This is a genomic window from Lichenicola sp. (genome assembly GCF_965198575.1).
In the GTDB taxonomy this organism is placed as follows: domain Bacteria; phylum Pseudomonadota; class Alphaproteobacteria; order Acetobacterales; family Acetobacteraceae; genus Lichenicola.
Map to the genome: position 1 here is coordinate 735,989 of NZ_OZ240671.1, position 16,736 is coordinate 752,724.

The 16,736-nt window shown below is 70.5% G+C and carries 16 protein-coding genes; 10 read left to right on the forward strand and 6 right to left on the reverse strand.

Features of this window, described 5'->3' with window-relative positions; genetic code table 11:
* The first annotated feature begins 33 nt into the window (after positions 1 to 33).
* Genes cbiE through cobM form a run of 3 tightly spaced genes read left to right on the forward strand, consistent with a single transcriptional unit; the run spans position 34 to position 2,383 of the window.
* Positions 34 to 1,251 carry a precorrin-6y C5,15-methyltransferase (decarboxylating) subunit CbiE gene (gene cbiE / locus ACOEQ2_RS03590; RefSeq protein ID WP_419730015.1) on the forward strand — a complete coding sequence of 406 codons (1,218 nt, stop codon included), beginning with the start codon at positions 34 to 36 and terminating at the stop codon, positions 1,249 to 1,251.
* Positions 1,252 to 1,310: 59 nt separating this feature from the next.
* Complete coding sequence (locus tag ACOEQ2_RS03595) at positions 1,311 to 1,634, forward strand: cobalamin biosynthesis protein (RefSeq protein ID WP_419730016.1); 324 nt, start codon at positions 1,311 to 1,313, stop codon at positions 1,632 to 1,634.
* Positions 1,631 to 2,383 carry a precorrin-4 C(11)-methyltransferase gene (cobM, locus tag ACOEQ2_RS03600; protein ID WP_419730017.1) on the forward strand — a complete coding sequence of 251 codons (753 nt, stop codon included), beginning with the start codon at positions 1,631 to 1,633 and terminating at the stop codon, positions 2,381 to 2,383. The genes ACOEQ2_RS03595 and cobM overlap by 4 nt, the downstream gene beginning before the upstream one ends.
* Here the strand turns inward: cobM and ACOEQ2_RS03605 are convergent.
* Entirely contained in the window at positions 2,359 to 3,489 is a 1,131-nt protein-coding gene (locus tag ACOEQ2_RS03605) for a cobalt-precorrin-5B (C(1))-methyltransferase (protein ID WP_419730018.1), read from the reverse strand. The two genes, cobM and ACOEQ2_RS03605, sit on opposite strands and share 25 nt — an antisense overlap.
* A 53-nt stretch (positions 3,490 to 3,542) precedes the next feature.
* Here ACOEQ2_RS03605 and ACOEQ2_RS03610 point away from each other — a divergent pair, with 53 nt between their 5' ends.
* The 3 genes from ACOEQ2_RS03610 to cobS are packed head-to-tail and all read left to right on the forward strand — an operon-like array spanning position 3,543 to position 6,633.
* The gene (locus tag ACOEQ2_RS03610; protein ID WP_419730019.1) at positions 3,543 to 4,874 is read left to right on the forward strand and encodes a cobyrinate a,c-diamide synthase; all 1,332 of its coding nucleotides are present in this window, start codon (positions 3,543 to 3,545) and stop codon (positions 4,872 to 4,874) included.
* Positions 4,871 to 5,890 (forward strand): nicotinate-nucleotide--dimethylbenzimidazole phosphoribosyltransferase, encoded by a 1,020-nt coding sequence (cobT, locus tag ACOEQ2_RS03615; protein WP_419730020.1) that lies wholly within the window; start codon positions 4,871 to 4,873, stop codon positions 5,888 to 5,890. The genes ACOEQ2_RS03610 and cobT overlap by 4 nt, the downstream gene beginning before the upstream one ends.
* Complete coding sequence (cobS, locus tag ACOEQ2_RS03620; RefSeq protein WP_419730021.1) at positions 5,887 to 6,633, forward strand: adenosylcobinamide-GDP ribazoletransferase; 747 nt, start codon at positions 5,887 to 5,889, stop codon at positions 6,631 to 6,633. Before cobT ends, cobS begins: the two co-directional genes overlap by 4 nt.
* Before the next feature lie 28 nt (positions 6,634 to 6,661).
* On the opposite strand, the gene ACOEQ2_RS03625 is transcribed toward cobS, so the two are convergent.
* Positions 6,662 to 8,404 carry a Hint domain-containing protein gene (locus ACOEQ2_RS03625; protein WP_419730022.1) on the reverse strand — a complete coding sequence of 581 codons (1,743 nt, stop codon included), beginning with the start codon at positions 8,402 to 8,404 and terminating at the stop codon, positions 6,662 to 6,664.
* Between the two features lie 869 nt (positions 8,405 to 9,273).
* Between ACOEQ2_RS03625 and ACOEQ2_RS03630 the strand changes: the two genes are divergently transcribed.
* Positions 9,274 to 10,944, forward strand: a complete 1,671-nt coding sequence (locus ACOEQ2_RS03630; protein WP_419730023.1) for a glycoside hydrolase family 13 protein — start codon at positions 9,274 to 9,276, stop codon at positions 10,942 to 10,944.
* Positions 10,945 to 10,965: 21 nt separating this feature from the next.
* Here the strand turns inward: ACOEQ2_RS03630 and ACOEQ2_RS03635 are convergent, their stop codons facing one another.
* The 3 genes from ACOEQ2_RS03635 to ACOEQ2_RS03645 are packed head-to-tail and all read right to left on the reverse strand — an operon-like array spanning position 10,966 to position 13,335.
* Complete coding sequence (locus tag ACOEQ2_RS03635; protein ID WP_419730024.1) at positions 10,966 to 11,262, reverse strand: DUF1330 domain-containing protein; 297 nt, start codon at positions 11,260 to 11,262, stop codon at positions 10,966 to 10,968.
* A complete protein-coding gene (locus tag ACOEQ2_RS03640; protein WP_419730025.1) occupies positions 11,259 to 11,822 on the reverse strand; it encodes a histidine phosphatase family protein in 564 nt (187 codons plus the stop codon). Before ACOEQ2_RS03640 ends, ACOEQ2_RS03635 begins: the two co-directional genes overlap by 4 nt.
* Positions 11,823 to 11,871: 49 nt before the next feature.
* Positions 11,872 to 13,335, reverse strand: a complete 1,464-nt coding sequence (locus ACOEQ2_RS03645) for a leucyl aminopeptidase (RefSeq protein ID WP_419730026.1) — start codon at positions 13,333 to 13,335, stop codon at positions 11,872 to 11,874.
* Between the two features lie 190 nt (positions 13,336 to 13,525).
* Here ACOEQ2_RS03645 and ACOEQ2_RS03650 point away from each other — a divergent pair, with 190 nt between their 5' ends.
* The 3 genes from ACOEQ2_RS03650 (at position 13,526) to ACOEQ2_RS03660 (ending at position 16,028) form a co-directional block, all read left to right on the forward strand.
* The gene (locus tag ACOEQ2_RS03650) at positions 13,526 to 14,347 is read left to right on the forward strand and encodes a 3'(2'),5'-bisphosphate nucleotidase CysQ family protein (protein ID WP_419730027.1); all 822 of its coding nucleotides are present in this window, start codon (positions 13,526 to 13,528) and stop codon (positions 14,345 to 14,347) included.
* An 81-nt stretch (positions 14,348 to 14,428) separates the two neighbouring features.
* Positions 14,429 to 15,457, forward strand: a complete 1,029-nt coding sequence (locus ACOEQ2_RS03655; RefSeq protein ID WP_419730028.1) for an L-threonylcarbamoyladenylate synthase — start codon at positions 14,429 to 14,431, stop codon at positions 15,455 to 15,457.
* A gap of 7 nt (positions 15,458 to 15,464) precedes the next feature.
* Positions 15,465 to 16,028: a hypothetical protein gene (locus ACOEQ2_RS03660; protein WP_419730029.1), complete on the forward strand. Its 564-nt coding sequence runs from the start codon at positions 15,465 to 15,467 to the stop codon at positions 16,026 to 16,028.
* Positions 16,029 to 16,043: 15 nt separating this feature from the next.
* On the opposite strand, the gene ACOEQ2_RS03665 is transcribed toward ACOEQ2_RS03660, so the two are convergent.
* Positions 16,044 to 16,655 carry a LysE family translocator gene (locus ACOEQ2_RS03665; RefSeq protein WP_419730030.1) on the reverse strand — a complete coding sequence of 204 codons (612 nt, stop codon included), beginning with the start codon at positions 16,653 to 16,655 and terminating at the stop codon, positions 16,044 to 16,046.
* Positions 16,656 to 16,736 lie beyond the last annotated feature (81 nt).

Sequence of the window (16,736 nt, forward strand, 5' to 3'; positions counted from 1 at the left end):
CCATCGTCACCCGATCCTCACCCACCGGCGGCCATGCTGACAAGCACCCCCTGGCTCGCGATACTCGGCATCGGCGAGGATGGTGTCGAGCCGCTGTCGCCGGCCGCCCGAATGCTGATCGGCGGGGCCACGCTCGTTGTCGGCGGCCGCCGGCATTTGTCGCTCGCGGAAGCCCTGATACGAGGCGAGACGATGGCGTGGCCGTCACCGATTGCCGATGGACTGCCGGCGATCCTGGCGCGGCGGGGTCAGCCTGTGGTTGTACTGGCGTCCGGCGATCCGTTCTGCTTCGGAATCGGGTCGTTGATTGCCGCTCACGTGGCCACGTCCGAGATGCTCTGCCTGCCGGCGCCGAGCGCGGTCTCGCTCGCCTGCGCCCGGCTCGGCTGGAGCATGCAGGACACCGGGCTGCTGTCGATCTGCGGCCGGCCGATCGAGGCGTTGCTGCCCGCCCTGCAACCGGGTGCCCGCCTGCTGGTGCTGTCCGCCGACGAGACCTCGCCGGACGCGGTGGCGTCACAGTTGCGCGCGCGCGGCTTCGGCGGCTCGACGCTGCATGTGCTCGAAGCGCTGGGTGGCCCGCGCGAACGCCACCGCAGCTTCCGCGCCGACCAGCCGGTGCTGGGTGCGATCGCCAGGCTGAACCTTCTTGCCATCGAGGTGGTGGCCGGCGCGGGTGCCCAGGTGATCCCGCTCGGCAGCGGCCTGCCCGACGACATGTTCGAGCATGACGGGCAATTGACCAAGCGCGAGATCCGCGCCGTCACGCTGTCGGCGCTGGCCCCGCGGCAGGGCGAGACGCTGTGGGACATCGGCAGCGGCTCCGGCGCGATCTCGATCGAGTGGATGCGGCACCACCCCTGCAACCGCGCCATCGCCATCGAGCGCCGGCCGGACCGCGCGGACCGGGCGATGCGCAACGCCCTGGCGCTCGGCGTGACCGGATTGCGGGTGGTGAGCGGCGCGGCGCCGGATGCGCTGGCCGGGCTGCCTGCTCCGGGCGCGGTGTTCATCGGCGGCGGTGCTTCGGCGCCGGGTGTGCTGGACGCAGCCTGGGACGCGCTGGGGTCCGGCGGCCGGCTGGTGGTGAATGCCGTGACGATCGAGACCGAGGCGCTGCTGTTCGCGGCCCACGCGCAGCATGGCGGCACGCTCACCCGGCTGTCGGTGGAACGGCTCGACCTGATCGGCGGGATGCACGGATTCCGGCCGTCGATGACGGTCACCCAGTATGCGGCGTGCAAGCCATGATCGTCGCCGGGATCGGAGTCCGGCCCGGCTGCAGCGGGGACGAAATCGCGAGGCTGGTGATGCAGGCTTCGGATGAAGCAGGCTGCCGACCGGACCGGCTGGCGATCCCGCACTTCCGCGCCGGCGACGGCGGACCGGCGGACGCCGCGGCGGTGTTGTCGCTGGTGCTGCAGGTGATCGACCAGGCGGCGCTGGAGCACGTACAACCCCTCTGCCCGACCCGCTCGGCGCGCGCGCAAGCCGCAACCGGTGTCGGCTCGGTGGCGGAAGCCTGCGCGCTCGCCGCCGCCGGCCCCGGAGCCCGGTTGCGGCAGAAGCGGATCGCCTCCGCCAACGCCACCTGCGCCATCGCCGAAAGTGCTGCAGAGGAATCGCTGTCATGACCGTGCATTTCATCGGCGCAGGCCCGGGTGCGGCCGACCTGCTGACGCTGCGTGGCCGCGACATCCTGGCGCGCTGCCCGGTGTGCCTGTTCGCAGGCTCCATCGTGCCGCGCGAGATGCTGGTGCATTGCCCGCCTGATGCCCGCCTGGTCGACACCGCACCCCTCAGCCTCGACGAGATCGAGCACGAGTACCGCGCCGCCCACGATGCCGGGCAGGATGTGGCGCGGCTGCATTCCGGCGACCTTGCGATCTACAGCGCGGTCGCCGAGCAGATCCGGCGACTGGAACGCCTCGGCATCCCGTACACCCTGACCCCCGGGGTGCCTGCCTTCGCCGCCGCCGCTGCCGCGCTGCAGCGGGAACTCACGGTGCCGGAGGTGGCGCAGAGCGTGGTGCTCACGCGCGTGTCGGGGCGTGCCTCGGCGATGCCGGCGGGGGAGACGCTGGCGGCGTTCGGGGCCACCGGTGCGACGCTGGTGATCCACCTGGCGATCCAGGCACTCGACCGCATCGTTGCCGAGCTGACCCCGCTTTATGGTCCGGAGTGTCCGGTGGCGATCGCCGTGCGGGTGTCGTGGCCGGATGAGCGCATCCTGCGCGGCACGCTCGCCAGCATCTCGGCACTGCTCGCCGCCGAACCTGCGGAACGCACCGCCATCGTCCTGGTCGGGCCGGCGTTGGAGGCGGGTCGGTTCCGCGATAGCGCGTTGTACGATGCAGACTATCGCAGGAGGTTCCGCGAGTGAGCCACGTCCACTCCGGCGAAATCAGACCGTCCGACCAGGCGTCCCTCGCGGTCGAACAGCACGATCTCGAGCAGCGTTCCCGAACCGCGCAAGACCTCCGCCGCTACGCCCCACGCCTGCCGCGCGATCGCATCTCCCATTGCGACGCCCGCATCCGATGCAAGTCCAAACGCCTGCGCCACGGTGTTGGCCTGCATGATCGCGGCGCCGAGCCCGGCATCACCACCCGCCTGCTGGGCCACCGCGGCGAGTGCGGCCATGTCGGCGCTGCCGCGAGCGGAGTGCAGATCGAGACGTCCCTGTCCCAGCTTGGTCATTTTCGCAACGCCGCCGGCCACCGTCACCCGCGGCACCGGATGGTCGCGCAGGTATTTCAGCAGCCCGCCGGCGAAATCGCCCATCTCGATCAGCGCCACCTCGTGCAGATCGTGCAGCGCCTGCACCGCGACCTCGGACACGTTGCCGGTGCTGCCTGCGACGTGGTCGAGACCCATGGCGCGGGCGACATCGATGCCGCGCCGGATTGTGTCGATCCAGGCGGCACAGGAGAACGGCACGACGATGCCGGTGGTGCCCAGGATCGACAGCCCGCCGACGATGCCGAGCCTGCCGTTCAGCGTCCGCTCGGCCAGCTTCTCGCCGCCCGGAACCGACAGCGTCACCTCGGCATCCGGCTCGCGACCGCCCGCAATCTCTGCAAGTGCGGCGCGGATCATCTGCCGCGGCACCGGATTGATCGCGGGCTCTCCCGGCGGCAGCGGCAGGCCCGGCCGGGTGATCGTGCCGACGCCCTCGCCGGCCCGGAACCGCACGCCGCTGCCCGCCGGCAACAGCCGTACCCGCGCCCGCACCAGCGCACCGTGCGTCACGTCGGGATCGTCGCCGGCATCCTTGACCACGCCGGCCTGCGCCGCATCGCCGTCACGCCCTGCCTCCGCCAGAGCGAACGCCACCTGGCGGCCACCCGGCAGCGTGATCGTCACCGGATCGGGGAAGCCGCCATCATGCAGCGCCGCGAAGGACGCCTTGGCAGCGGCCGTAGCGCAGCTGCCGGTGGTCCAGCCACGGCGCAGCGCGGTCGTTGCGGAAGGTCCATGCTGGCTCACGCTGTTCGCTATAGGACCCGCACCCCCGCCTGTCACGGCGGCCGGAGGCCGGCATGATCCCGCACGGCCTGCTGATCGCCGCACCTCGTTCGGGCAGCGGCAAGACCACGGTGGCGCTGGGGCTGATCGCCGCCCTGGTCAGGCGCGGCGTCCCGGTGCGTGCCGCGAAGGCCGGTCCAGACTACATCGATCCGGCGTTTCATGCCGCCGCATCCGGTCATGACAGCCTCAACCTCGATAGCTGGGCAATGCCGCCGGCGCTGCTCGACGCGACCCTGGCGCACGCCGCCGCAGAGTCCGAGCTGCTGGTGGTGGAAACCGCGATGGGCCTGTTCGACGGCGTCGATGGACCGCCCGGACGACGTGGCCGCGGCGCCGACCTGGCCGCCCGCTTCCGGATGCCGGTGCTGCTGGTGCTGGACATCTCGGGGCAGTCGCAATCGGTCGCGGCGGTGGCGCATGGGTTCGCAACGCTGGATCCGGCGGTGCGTGTTGCCGGCGTGATCCTGAACCGCGTCGCCTCGCCGCGTCATCATGCCGGGGCCGCGTCGGCGCTGCGCGATGCCGGAATCGCGGTGCTCGGCAGCATGCCGCGCGAAGCCGGGCTGGCGCTGCCGGAGCGGCATCTCGGGCTGGTGCAGGCGCGTGAGCACGGCACCCTGGCCGCGTTCCTGGACACCCTCGCCGCGATGGCCGAACGCGATCTCGATCTCGGCGCGATCCTCCGGCTGGCAGCTCCGATCGAGCCTGCGCCCGGCGATTTCGGTCCCGCCATTCCGCCGCCCGGCCAGCGCATCGCGATCGCCGACGATGCCGCGTTCTCGTTCCTCTACCCGCATCTGGCGCAAGGCTGGCAGCGTGCGGGCGCCGAGCTCCTCGCCTTCTCCCCGCTGGCCGACGAACCGCCACCGGATGCTGCCGATTGCTGCTGGCTGCCGGGCGGCTATCCCGAACTACATGCCGGCCGACTGGCGGCGGCGTCGCGGTTCCACCACGGCCTCACCCGCTTTGCCGAAACCCGCCCGGTGCATGGCGAATGCGGCGGCTACATGGTGCTGGGCCAGGCGCTGACCGACGCTCATGGCACCGCGCACGCCATGACCGGGTTGCTCGGCCACTCGACCTCGTATGCAAAACGGCGGATGCATCTCGGCTACCGCGAGGCGACGCTGCTGGCCGACACCGCAATTGGGCGACGCGGCCAGGTGCTGCGCGGTCACGAGTTCCACTATGCCAGTGTAACCGACCCCGGCGCCGACCCTCCCCTGGCCGAGCTCGCCGATGCCGCCGGCAACCGCCTCGGCCCCGCCGGCGGACGGCGCGGCCTGGTGTCGGGATCGTTCTTCCACGCCATCGCCGTGCAACCGACCTCGGAGACCCCGTGACAGCGCCCTTCACCGACATCGACAGCCTGCGCCGCCTCTGCCTGGCGCTCCCGGACGGCGACGACAGCGCATCCGGGCTGGCACTGGCCCGGCAGGCGACATTGACCAAACCGGCCGGCAGCCTCGGCCGGCTCGAGGAGCTGGCCTGCTGGCTGGCACGCTGGCAGCGGCGTCCGGTTCCGCGTCTGGACCGCGTCGAGATCCTGGTGTTCGCCGGCAATCATGGCGTGACGGCGCAGCGCGTGTCGCCGTTTCCCGCGGAAGTGACCGCCCAGATGGTGGCGAATTTCGCCGCCGGTGGCGCCGCGATCAACCAGCTCGCGGGCGTGGCCGGCGCCGGGCTGCGGGTGATCGAGATGGCCGGGCTGGTGCCGACGGACGACATCACCCGGGCGGATGCGATGTCGGAGGCCGGGTTCATCGCCGCCGTCGCCACGGGCTTCGCGGCGGTCGCCCCCGGGCTCGACCTGCTTTGCGTGGGCGAGATGGGCATCGGCAACACCACCACGGCGGCGGCCCTCGCGGCTGCCCTGTTCGGGGGCGACGGTGCGACCTGGGCCGGGCGCGGCACCGGGCTCGACGATGCCGGACTAGCCCGCAAGATCGCCGCGATCGACAGTGCGCTGGCACGTCACGCAACGGCATTGCACGACCCACTGCAGGCGGCGCGATGCCTCGGCGGGTTCGAGCTGGCGGCGATCCTGGGGGCGGTGCTGGCGGCGCGCTTGCAGCACATCCCGGTGCTGCTGGACGGGTTCGTTTGCACCGCGGCGGCGGCGGCGCTGGTCCGGGTCGCTCCGAGCGGGCTCGATCACGGGCTCATCTCGCACCGTTCCGCCGAAGCCGGGCATGCAGCACTTGCCGCGGCGATCGGCCAGGTGCCGCTGCTCGATCTGGGCATGCGGCTGGGCGAGGCATCCGGAGCGGCGCTGGCGGTGCCGATCCTGCGCGCCGCCTGCGCCTGCCATGCCGGCATGGCCTCGTTCGCGGAGGCCGGGGTGAGCACGCGCGCGTGACGATTCGCGCCGACCTGGCGGCAGGGTTCGGGCTGCTGACGCGGGTTCCGGTCGGCTGGCTGGTGCCGGCCGGCGAACCCTACCGGCCGGGACGCGCCGTCTGGACATATCCGCTGGCGGGCCTGCTCGCCGGTGCGGTGACCGCGGCCGTGGTGGCTCTCGCGCACATGGCCGGGTTGACGGCGTTGCTCGGCGCAGTGTGGGCGATCAGCGCCGCGGTGCTGCTGACCGGCGGCCTGCACGAGGACGGACTGGCCGACACCGCGGACGGCTTCGGTGGCGGCCGCACGCCGGAGCGCCGCCTGGAGATCATGCGCGACAGCCGGATCGGCAGCTACGGCGCCCTCGCTTTGGTGCTGTCGCTCGCCCTGCGCATCACCGCCGTTGCCGCCCTGCCGCCGGCGCACGCAACCGCCATCCTGCTCGCCACCGGCGCCCTGTCGCGGGCGGCCATGCTGCCGGTGCTGGGCCTGCTGCCGCCGGCCCGCGCGGACGGGCTGGGCCATGGGGTCGGCAGCCTGCCCCGCGCTGCCATCGCGACTGGCGCCGGGATTGCCGGGTTGGCAGCACTGGTGGCGTTGCCGCTGCCCCGGGCGCTCGCGGCGATTGTGGTTGCCGCAGCGGCCGGGCTGCTGATGGCGGCACTCGCCCGACGGCGGATCGGCGGCCAGACCGGCGATGTCTGCGGCGCCAGCTGTGCGGTTGCCGAATGCGCGGTGTTGACGCTGCTCGCAGCCGGCTGAGGTCGGGCCCCGGGGTGACGCCGGCGCGTCAGGCGGCGCGACGACCCGCCGCCGGGATCCCGTCCAGCGAGCGGCGCAACGTTACGGTCGACGCTGCCGTCAGGTTCGGCGCCAGTTTCGGCGTCAGGTTCGGCAGGGCCAGTTCGAAGCCGTGGCAGCCGGCGCCGATCCCCGCCAGTGCCAGGTCCGGACGGAAGCGGTCGGCGAGTACCTGCGCCACGACCTCGCCGTCCAGCAGCACGTCCAGGCAGACCGGTGTATGGGGGTATTCGGCGCACCAGGCCCAGCCGCGCAGACGTCCGGCTTCTGCCAGGTCGATCTGCAGCCGCAACTCGGGCACCGGCACGAGGTCGGGCAGCCCTGCATCGGTCGCGAGCCGTCGCCGTATCGCCTCGAGCGCGTGCCCGCTCTCGATCCTCGGCGCGCACCAGACCGGCGCCGTCGCACGCCGCTCCGGATACAGCCGCGCATATTCGCCTGCGTTGTGGAACATGTTGCGGCTGTCGTCGTCGATGAAGCTCTCGGTGGCGGCACCTTCGGCCAGCAGCAGGTCGTGATCCTCGAGTTCGATGTGCAGGTAATGCACGTCGCCCGGCGGCTCCTCCTGCGTGATCGACACGCCGTTCACCAGCAGCCCGGCCGGCACCAGCACGCCGTCGATCGCCATCGCGTGCTTCGGCGACACCAGCAGGTCGCGACGCGGCAGCCCCCCGTCCAGGGCGCCGGCTCGGATGCGGATCGGCATGATGTCGGTGTTGCCGGCGGCGAAACGTCGTGCGTAGCTGCGCCTGCCGATCCACAATACGGGCATCACGGCACCGGACGCGGTCCGTACGAGGTCACCGATCGCCAGGGTCTCGACGGCCGTTTCGCCAGCTGCGTTCGCGATCAGCGTGCCCGGGCAGAAACAGGCGACTGCCTGCGGCCCGGTGACTCCGATGTACGTGTCGCCATAGACTGGCGGCTGCTCGATGAAGAACTGCTGCCCGGCATAGTCGCCGTCGAAGGTAAAACTCTCGAGCTTGCCATCGTACAGCGTGACGTTCACCGTCGCGGACTGCGTGCCGTCGATGCTGTAGTTCATGAAGACGTATCGTTCACCGAGCACCACTCGGTCGGTCGCGTCGAAGTTTTCCAGATCCGGGAGAGATTGCTGTACACCGACTTCCAGGGTCGCATTCCCGCCGTCGAAAACAATATGCTGGTTCACGTCGACCACCGGACTGTAGATCGCAAGGGTCGAGTTCGCTTCTATATCGATCGTGCCGTTCCCGGTGATGTCGCCGTCTATGAACGCGGGAGAGTAATCACCCATGTCGTTGACGTACTGGATCAACCCGTCGTTCTGCAACGTGCCGTCTATCTCGAGGCCTGCATCGTCCTGCACCGATACAATCCCCTCCACGGTCGCGTTCGTGCATGTAACTGTCACGTTGGGCTGCAAGGTGAGGCCCCCTGCAGAGGGATCCGATCCGTCGAGGTTCACGAAGAGCGTCTGGGTGGTTATGCGTCCGCCCGCCAGCGAGATGGTCCCGTTCACCGTCAGGCTCGACCAGTCTGCAGTGTCGACGACGATGACGCTGTTCTCGCCGACCAGGCGCGATGAAATCGTGACGTTGTCGGATGCGCCGGGTGCTTGCGTCGCAGGCTGCTCGACGCCGTCGACCAGGACCGCCCAGTTCGACGCGTAGTACCAGTCGCCTCCGCCGGGGGTGATCCAGGTATAGTCCTGGCCGGTGTCATCTACTTGGCTTGTTGTCGACCCGGTCACGGAACTTGCACCTTTATTTGCGACCGCAAACTATGGAGGCAATCGTCTCCGTTCCGCAAGTTCGACGATGACCTCGCGACGGTCGAATACGTGCGCCGTCCGACGGCGGGCGGGATGTGACGACTGGCTACTGGAACGGCAGATACCGGAACGAGAACATCAGGATATTTTCGTCGGTTTCCGGTGATCCACCGATGCCGGAGAATGCCGTGCGCCGGACCTGGCCGTATCGCTCAGCTCGATGCTGCAGCCGGCATCGGAACAGAGCGGGCTGCCGTAACCGTAGCCCTTGCCCTCGATGCTGGACGATTCCGATGCGTGATCTGTCTGGTGCCGACACAGGCGTGGAGATCAACCGGCACGATCGGGCTGCTGCGGGGAGCGGTCGCGCGCCAGGGTTGGCGTCGGCGAATTGGCCCGACCCGTAGGTGCCGATGACCTGGACGATCAGGCTGGACGACCGGGCGTTTCTGGCCGACGATCCGCAATGGACTGGTGATGAGCACCTTGCCATCGATCGACGTGTCGGACACCAGCCGGGCGTCGTGATATCCTGCGCTCCTGCAGGCCGCCCTCTGCGTGCGGTTCTGTTCAAGACAAGGCGAAAAGCCTCGCAACCTCTTCGTGGACATGAAATCCGGCCTGGGCAATTCGCATGCCGTGCGAGTGGGATATGCCGCTGGCGCGTGTCGGAGGAGCTTAGCTAAGGGGTTGGCCGCAACCTGCATGGATCGGGCTGGAAGCGAGGGTTGCAACAAGCAGGGTTCCCTGCATGTTCATCCTGTCACCTGCCTGGCGCATGCCATGCTCATTCCCGTTCGAAATCCTGTCGAAATCTGTCCCGACCGTCATCCAAGGAAGTCCCACGCATGAACCTGCCGACCCACACGACGATCGCGTCGGCTGCCGGCAACTGGTGGCGGAATGCCGTGATCTACCAGATCTATCCTCGCTCCTTCGCGGACGCCGATGGTGACGGCATCGGCGACCTGCCCGGCATTCTCTCCCGGATGGAGTATCTTGCCGCGCTCGGTGTCGACGCATTGTGGTTGTCGCCGTTCTACCGCTCGCCACAAACCGATGCCGGATACGACGTATCGGATTATCGCGACGTCGATCCGCTGTTCGGCACGCTCGACGATTTCGACCGTCTGCTGCAGGCAGCGCACGCGCGGGATCTGCGCATCATCGTCGACCTGGTACCCAACCACACGTCCGACGAACATGCCTGGTTCCGTGCGGCCCTCGCCTCCCCGCCGGGTAGCGTGGAACGCGCCCGCTACATGTTCCGGGACGGGCGCGGTGCCGACGGATCGGAGCCCCCAAACAACTGGCAGAGCGTGTTCGGCGGCGGCGCGTGGTCCCGCGCGGAGGGTGACCGGCAGTGGTACCTGCATCTGTTCGATCGCAAGCAGCCAGACCTGGACTGGAACAATCCGGAGGTTCGCACCGAGTTCGAGAGCGTGCTGCGGTTCTGGCTGGATCGCGGCGTCGACGGGTTTCGCGTCGACGTCGCGCACGGGCTGATCAAGGCGGCCGGCCTTCCCGACTGGGCGGGCGAGACCTCGATGGTCGATGGCGCGCCTGCGCAGGACGCGAGCGACGGCGTCAATCGCGGTCCGATGTGGGACCAGGACAACGTGCATGCGATCTATCGCGATTGGCGCCGGATCCTGGACAGCTATCCGGGCGACCGGATGATGGTGGCGGAAGCCTGGGTGCGGCCGCAATCGCGACTGGCGCGCTACGTGCGGCCCGACGAGATGAACCAGGCGTTCAATTTCGACTACCTGCTGGCGCGCTGGAACGCGCCGATGCTGCGCACCATCATCGACGCCTCGCTGGCGGCAGCCGCCGAGGTCGGGGCGCCGGCGACCTGGGTCACGTCGAACCACGACACCGTGCGGATCACCTCGCGGCTCGGGCTCAGCCATCCGGGCATCCGGCCCAAGGGCATCAGCGCTGCAGACGAACAACCCGACGAGGCACTCGGCCTCAGGCGGGCGCGCGCGCTGGCGATGCTGACGCTGGCATTGCCGGGATCGGCCTATATCTACCAGGGCGAGGAACTCGGACTGCCGGAGGACACCACGATGCCGGCGACGTTCCGCCAGGATCCCGCGTTCCGGCGCACCGGCGGCCGCGAGATCGGTCGCGACGGCTGCCGGGTGCCGCTGCCCTGGGTCGCGGGCGCGCCGTCACTGGGATTCGGACCCGGTGCCGCTACGTGGTTGCCGCAACCGGAAGGCTTCGCCGGTTATGCGGTCGACCGGCAGGAGGGTGCGCCGGACTCGACGCTGGAGCTGTATCACGCGTTGCTGCGGCTGCGTCGTGAACACGGGCTCGGCAGGGGCGCGGTGCGCTGGCAGGCCTCGCCCGACCAGGTGCTGGTGTTCGATAACGGGCCGGTCCGGGTGGTCGTCAATCTCGGCACGGACGATGTCGACCTGCCGCCGGGGACGCCGATCGCCTCCAGTCTGGCGTTGCCCGGCGAAGGCCGTCTCCCGGGCAACGGCGCGGCTTGGCTGAGCGTGCCGTAAGCGCCCGGACCGACGTCGAGATCAGGCGGGGGTAATGCCTTCGATGATGAACACGCGGTAGTCGGAGCCGGCATGGCGATGCGCCACGGCCTCCTGGTAGAGCGGGCTCTCATACCAGGCCCGCGCTTCCGCCATGGTCGGGAACGACAGCACCACCGCTCCCTCGATCGGATCGCCTTCGAGCATCTCGAACGCGCCGTAGCGCACCAGCGGCGTGATCGCGTGCCCCGGGGCGGCGGCCCCGACCTTCTGCTGGTAGAGCTCCATCTCGCTCTGGTCGGTGGTGCGCTCGCGGGTGAAGATCACGTAGGCCGTCATGTCATTGCTCCTTCATCGTCGCCGTCCGACCCGGGCGGCAGGGCGTGGGATGGCAACGCAGCACAAACGACCTGGATCGTCCCCATGGGTGGCGCCGCCGCCAGCAGGTCCGGCGGCGCGCCCTGCAGCATCGGGCCGAGCAGGCGCAGCGGACCGCCATGCGACACCACCAGGCAGTTCACCGCCGCCGCCGACAGGTCGTGCAGAACCGATCGGATCCGCCGGATCAGCGACCCGCCGCCCTCACCGCCGGGGGCCGAGAATCCGATCGGATCGGATCCCCATACGTCGAGCAGGTCGCGCGGCACGTCGTTCCAGTCGCGGCCTTCCCAGTCGCCGAAATCGATTTCCCTCAGGCGGGGATCCAGTCGCACCGGAACGCCGAGTGCCGCGCCCAACCGCTCCGCCGGTAGCCGGCAGCGACCGAGCGGACTGCTCCACACCGTCGCCACGCCGAGCGGCCGAAGCGTGTCGAGCCAATCCGGCAGCAGCCGATCCCAGCCATCCGCGAGCGGAACGTCGGTGCCGCCGCCATAGCATCGGCCCGGCGGATACCGCACCGGCGGATGCCGCAGCAGGGCGACCCGCAGCGGCGGCGGCGGCTGCAGCTCAGCCCTCGTAATGCGCTGCCACCAGCCGATCCAGCAGGCGCACCCCGAACGCGGTGGCGCCCTTCGGCACGCCCGGCGCGTCCTTGGCGGCCCAGGCGGTGCCGGCGATATCGAGATGCGCCCAGGCCACGTCGCCGACGAAGCGCTTCAGGAACTGCGCCGCAGTGATCGAGCCGCCCGGACGGCCGCCGATGTTCTTCATGTCGGCGATATCGGAGCGGATCAGCTTGTCGTACGCCTCGCCCAGCGGCATCCGCCACAGCTTCTCCGACACCGCCAGCCCGGCCTCGGTCAGCCGCGCCGCCAGCTCGTCGTTGTTGCTGTAGAGCCCGGCATGCTCATGGCCGAGTGCGACGATCACCGCACCGGTCAGCGTCGCCAGGTCGATCATCGCCCGCGGCCTGAAGCGCTCCTGCGCGTACCAGAGCACGTCGGCCAGGACGAGGCGGCCCTCGGCGTCGGTGTTGATCACCTCGATGGTCTGGCCGGAGGCACTCGTCACCACGTCGCCCGGACGCTGCGCGCGCCCCGACAGCATGTTCTCGACCAGCCCGACCAGCCCGACGGCGTTCACGCGCGCCTTCCGGCCGGCGAGTGCCGCCATCAGCCCGACGACGGTGCCGGCGCCGGCCATGTCCCACTTCATGTCCTCCATGCCGCCGGCCGGCTTGATGCTGATGCCGCCGCTATCGAAGGTGACACCCTTGCCGACGAACGCGATCGGCGGCTCCTTGCTGTCCGGCAGGCCGCGCCACTGCATCACCGCCATGCGGGCGGGCGCGTCGCTGCCCATCGCCACCCCCAACAGCGCTCCGAACCCGAGCCCGGCCATCTGCTCCGGGTCGAAGATCTCGATCTCCAGCCCCAGGCCGGACAGTGCCTCGATGCGCTCGGCGAACACCGCCGGCGTCAGGATGTTGGCCGGCTCGCTGACCAGGTCGCGGGTGACGAACACGCCGTGCGCGATGGCCGCGAGCTCCGGCCACACGGATGGCGCAGCCGGCTCGCCTAGTACCGACAGCCGCACCAGCCTGGGCATCTCATCCGGCTTCTGCTTCGTGCGGTAGAGGTCGAACCGGTAGCTCGCCAGCACCGCCCCGTACGCCGCGTGCGCCGCAAGCTCCGGGGACAATCCGTCGGTCGCGAGCGCAGCGGTGGCGCTGCCCTTGAGGGCACCCCAGGCCGCACTGCCGGCCGCCTGTGCAGCCGCCTCGTCGAGCTCGGAGCGCTTGCCCAGCCCGATCACCACGACCCGCGACAGCCCGGCACCCGGTCCGAGCAGCACGCAGCTCTTGGACTTGCCGAACTTGAACTCGGCAGCCTCGATGCCGCGCGAGATCGCCCCGCCGGTGGCCTGGTCCGCCTGGATGAACAGCGCCGGCCGCTCGCCATCCTCGGGCACCAGCAGCACGAGCGCGCCGTCCGACGGCAGCACCGCCCCTTTGAAGTCGATGTCCAGCATGGCAGTGCTCCGGCTCGGGCCTGTCCGGGGTGGTCGCGCAGCCGATTGCGGTCGGCGGGCGCGGGTCCCGTGCAGGTTCGGCGAATGAGTAAGATCGATGACGGTTATCAGCCGCGTTCCGGGCCGCGGCAAGGTGGTGCGGGATATCGGCGACTTGGCAACCTGCCCGCCGATCCCCTAATCGGCACCCATGAACCAGGTTCCAGCCCCGGCCACCCCCGATCCGGCAGACCAGGCGCTGCTGGCGCTGGCAGCCGAGCTCGCGGCCCGTGCGGCCGAGCTGATCCTCGAGATCCGCGGGCGGGGCTTCGAGACGCTGCACAAGCAGGACGCCTCGCCCGTCACCGAGGCGGACCAGCGGGCCGAGGCACTGATCCTGCAGGGCTTGCGGTCCGGCTCGACGATCCCGGTGATTGCCGAGGAGGAGATCGCAGCCGGCATCGCGGTCGAGGCGGGCGACGAGTTCTGGCTGGTCGATCCGCTCGACGGCACCCGCGAGTTCGCCGCCGGCCGCGACGACTTCACCGTCAATATCGGGCTGGTGCGTCATGGTCGCGCGGTGCTCGGCGCGGTGGCGCTGCCGGCCTACGGCGAGCTTTATCTGGGGCTCGTGGGCCACGGTGCGATGCGGCGCGACGCACATGGCGAGACGGCGATCCGGGTGCGCACGCCGCCCGAGGCCGGTCTGTCGGTGCTCGCCTCGCGACACTATGCCGGCGATCCCCGGTTGGTGGCCTATCTGGGTGGCCAGCGGGTCGCCAGCCTCGGCAATATCGGCTCGGCGGCGAAGTTCGCGCGGGTCGCGGAGGGTCGCGCCGACCTGTATCCGCGGCTCGGGCGCACCATGGAATGGGACACCGCGGCACCACAGGCGGTGGTCGAGGCGGCCGGCGGCAGCGTCGTGTTGCTTGATGGCGCCGGTGCCGGAACGACGCTGCGCTATGGCAAGCCCGGTTGGGAGAACCCGGACTTCGTGTGTCGCGGCGCGATCCCCGAAGCGACCCCGGAATGAAATCTCCTTCGGGGACTCGGGGCTCGGAAATGCTAGACTGGTGAGATGCAACCCAGGGCCTTGCGCGACTCCGAGGGATCGATGACCGAGCGGCTCCGGGCCGATCCGGCCGGGATCGCGCGCGCCGCCCGGCTGCTCGATGCCGGCCGGCTGGTCGCCTTCGGTACCGAGACCGTCTATGGGCTGGGCGCCGACGCCGGGAACGCGATGGCGGTCGCTGCGGTGTTCGAGGCGAAGCGGCGGCCACACTTCAACCCGTTGATCGCGCACTGCTTGGATGCTGACGCCGCCTTCCGGGAGGTCTGCGCGACTGACCTCGCCCGCCGGCTGGCCGACGCCTTCTGGCCTGGCCCGCTGACCCTGGTGCTGCCGCGCGCGCCGGGCAGTACGGTGTGTGCGCTGGCAGCGGCTGGTCTGGCGACCCTGGCGGTGCGGGTGCCGGATGGCGCCGGCGCCGGCGCATTGCTGCGGGCGTTCGGCCGACCGATCGCCGCACCCTCGGCCAATCCCTCCGGTGGCGTCAGCCCGAGCACGGCCGACCATGTGATGGACGGGCTCGCCGGGCGCATCGACGCGGTGCTGGAATGCGGGCCCTGCGCGGTCGGGTTGGAGAGCACCGTGCTCGACCTGTCCGGAGCGATGCCGGTGCTGCTGCGGCCGGGTGGCGTGCCGGTCGAGGCGATCGAGCGCCTGATCGGCCCGGTTCTTCGCGTCGCGCCATCCAGCACACCGATGCAGGATGCCCCGGTTGCCCCGGGCATGCTCGCCTCGCACTATGCGCCGTCGCTGCCGGTGCGCCTCGATGCCCCCGGCCCCGGACGGGGCGAGGCGTTGCTTGCATTCGGACCGCTCCCGGATGCCCTGCGCGAGACTGGCCTGGTGTGGAATCTCAGCCCGCGTGGTGACCTGCGCGAGGCGGCGGCGCGGCTGTTTTCCGGCCTGCGACACCTCGACGACGAGGGCCGGGCGCAAGGCCTGACCGGGATCGCCGCGATGCCGGTTCCGGCTGAGGGTCTCGGGCTGGCGATCCGCGACCGGCTGCAGCGCGCCGCCGCACCGCGTCCGATGGCCGGCCGGCCCGCCGCCCTCCTGCAGCGCGTGGTGGGCTGAGTTGGCCATGATGCGCGAGCAGATCGATCCCAAGGAGCTGAAGACTCTCTCCGACATCCTCGCCCTGGTGCTCGAGGACCAGCCCGGCCAGGCGGCCAGCGCGCTCGAGGCGGTGCGATCGCGGGCGCGGCGCGACGGCATCACCGGCGGTGCGCTCAAGAACCTGTTCGTCGCCATCGCGCCCAATCCGCCGCAGGTGCAGACGCCTCCCGGTGCGGCCGCCAAGCCCGGCACCAGGACCCGTGCGCCCCGTGCCGGCAGCCCCGCGGCGACCGAGATCCAGGCTGCCCGCACCCGGATCTCCCAGCTCACCGCCGACATCAACAAGCTCGACCTCGACCTGCGCAGTGCCACCGCCCGCATCGAGGCGCTGCGCTCGGAGCTGCATCTGACCCGCCAGGCACGGGCCGAGGCGCAGCAGGAGCTTTCGGCGTCACAGGTGCTGGTGCCGAAGCGAACCATGCTGATGCTGAGCGCGCTGTGCGGGCTGCTGATCGGTGTCGCCGGGACCAGTGCGGTGGTGATGCTGGATCGCGGGCCGGCCCAGGACACGTCCACGTATTTGCGGTAACGCCACCCGCTCCGGCTACTCCAGCAGCATCGCCACGACCGTTCCCAGCAGCAGCAGCGCCATCGTCACGTTGAAGGCGCGCAGCCGGCCCGGATGACGCAGCAGCCGCGCGCCGCTCACCCCGATCAGCGCCCAGCCGCCCACGCAGGGCACGCTGACCAGGGTGAATACCAGTCCGAGCAGCGGCCCGAACACCAGCGCGTTGCTGCCCGGCGGTAGGAAGGTCGCGGTCGCGGCGACGGCCATGATCCAGCCCTTCGGATTGATCCACTGGAACGCGCAGGCGCCGAGGAAGCTCAGCGGCGGGCGGGCGTGCAGTTGGCCCTGCACCGGCGCCGCGGCGATCTTCCAGGCCAGCCAGGTCATCCAGACCGCACCCACCACCTGCAGCACACGTTGCAGCATCCGGCTCTGCGCCAGCGGCACGCCGAGGCCGCAGGCGACGAGTGTCACCATCAGCCCGAAACCGATCGCGACACCTGCCAGTTGAGGCAGCGTGCGCCGCAAGCCGTGTGCAGCGGCGGCACTCAGCATCATGATGTTGTTCGGGCCAGGCGTGGCCGAGGCGCTGAAGGCAAAGCTCAGCACGGGCAGCAGCGGGAAGATCGACAGGCTGGATCCTGGCACGGGCGGTTCCTGTTCGGAGCCGGCGGCCGGGTCTGGCGGTGATGGAAGCCCCGGCCGATCGGCGGGGCTTCGGGAGAGGTG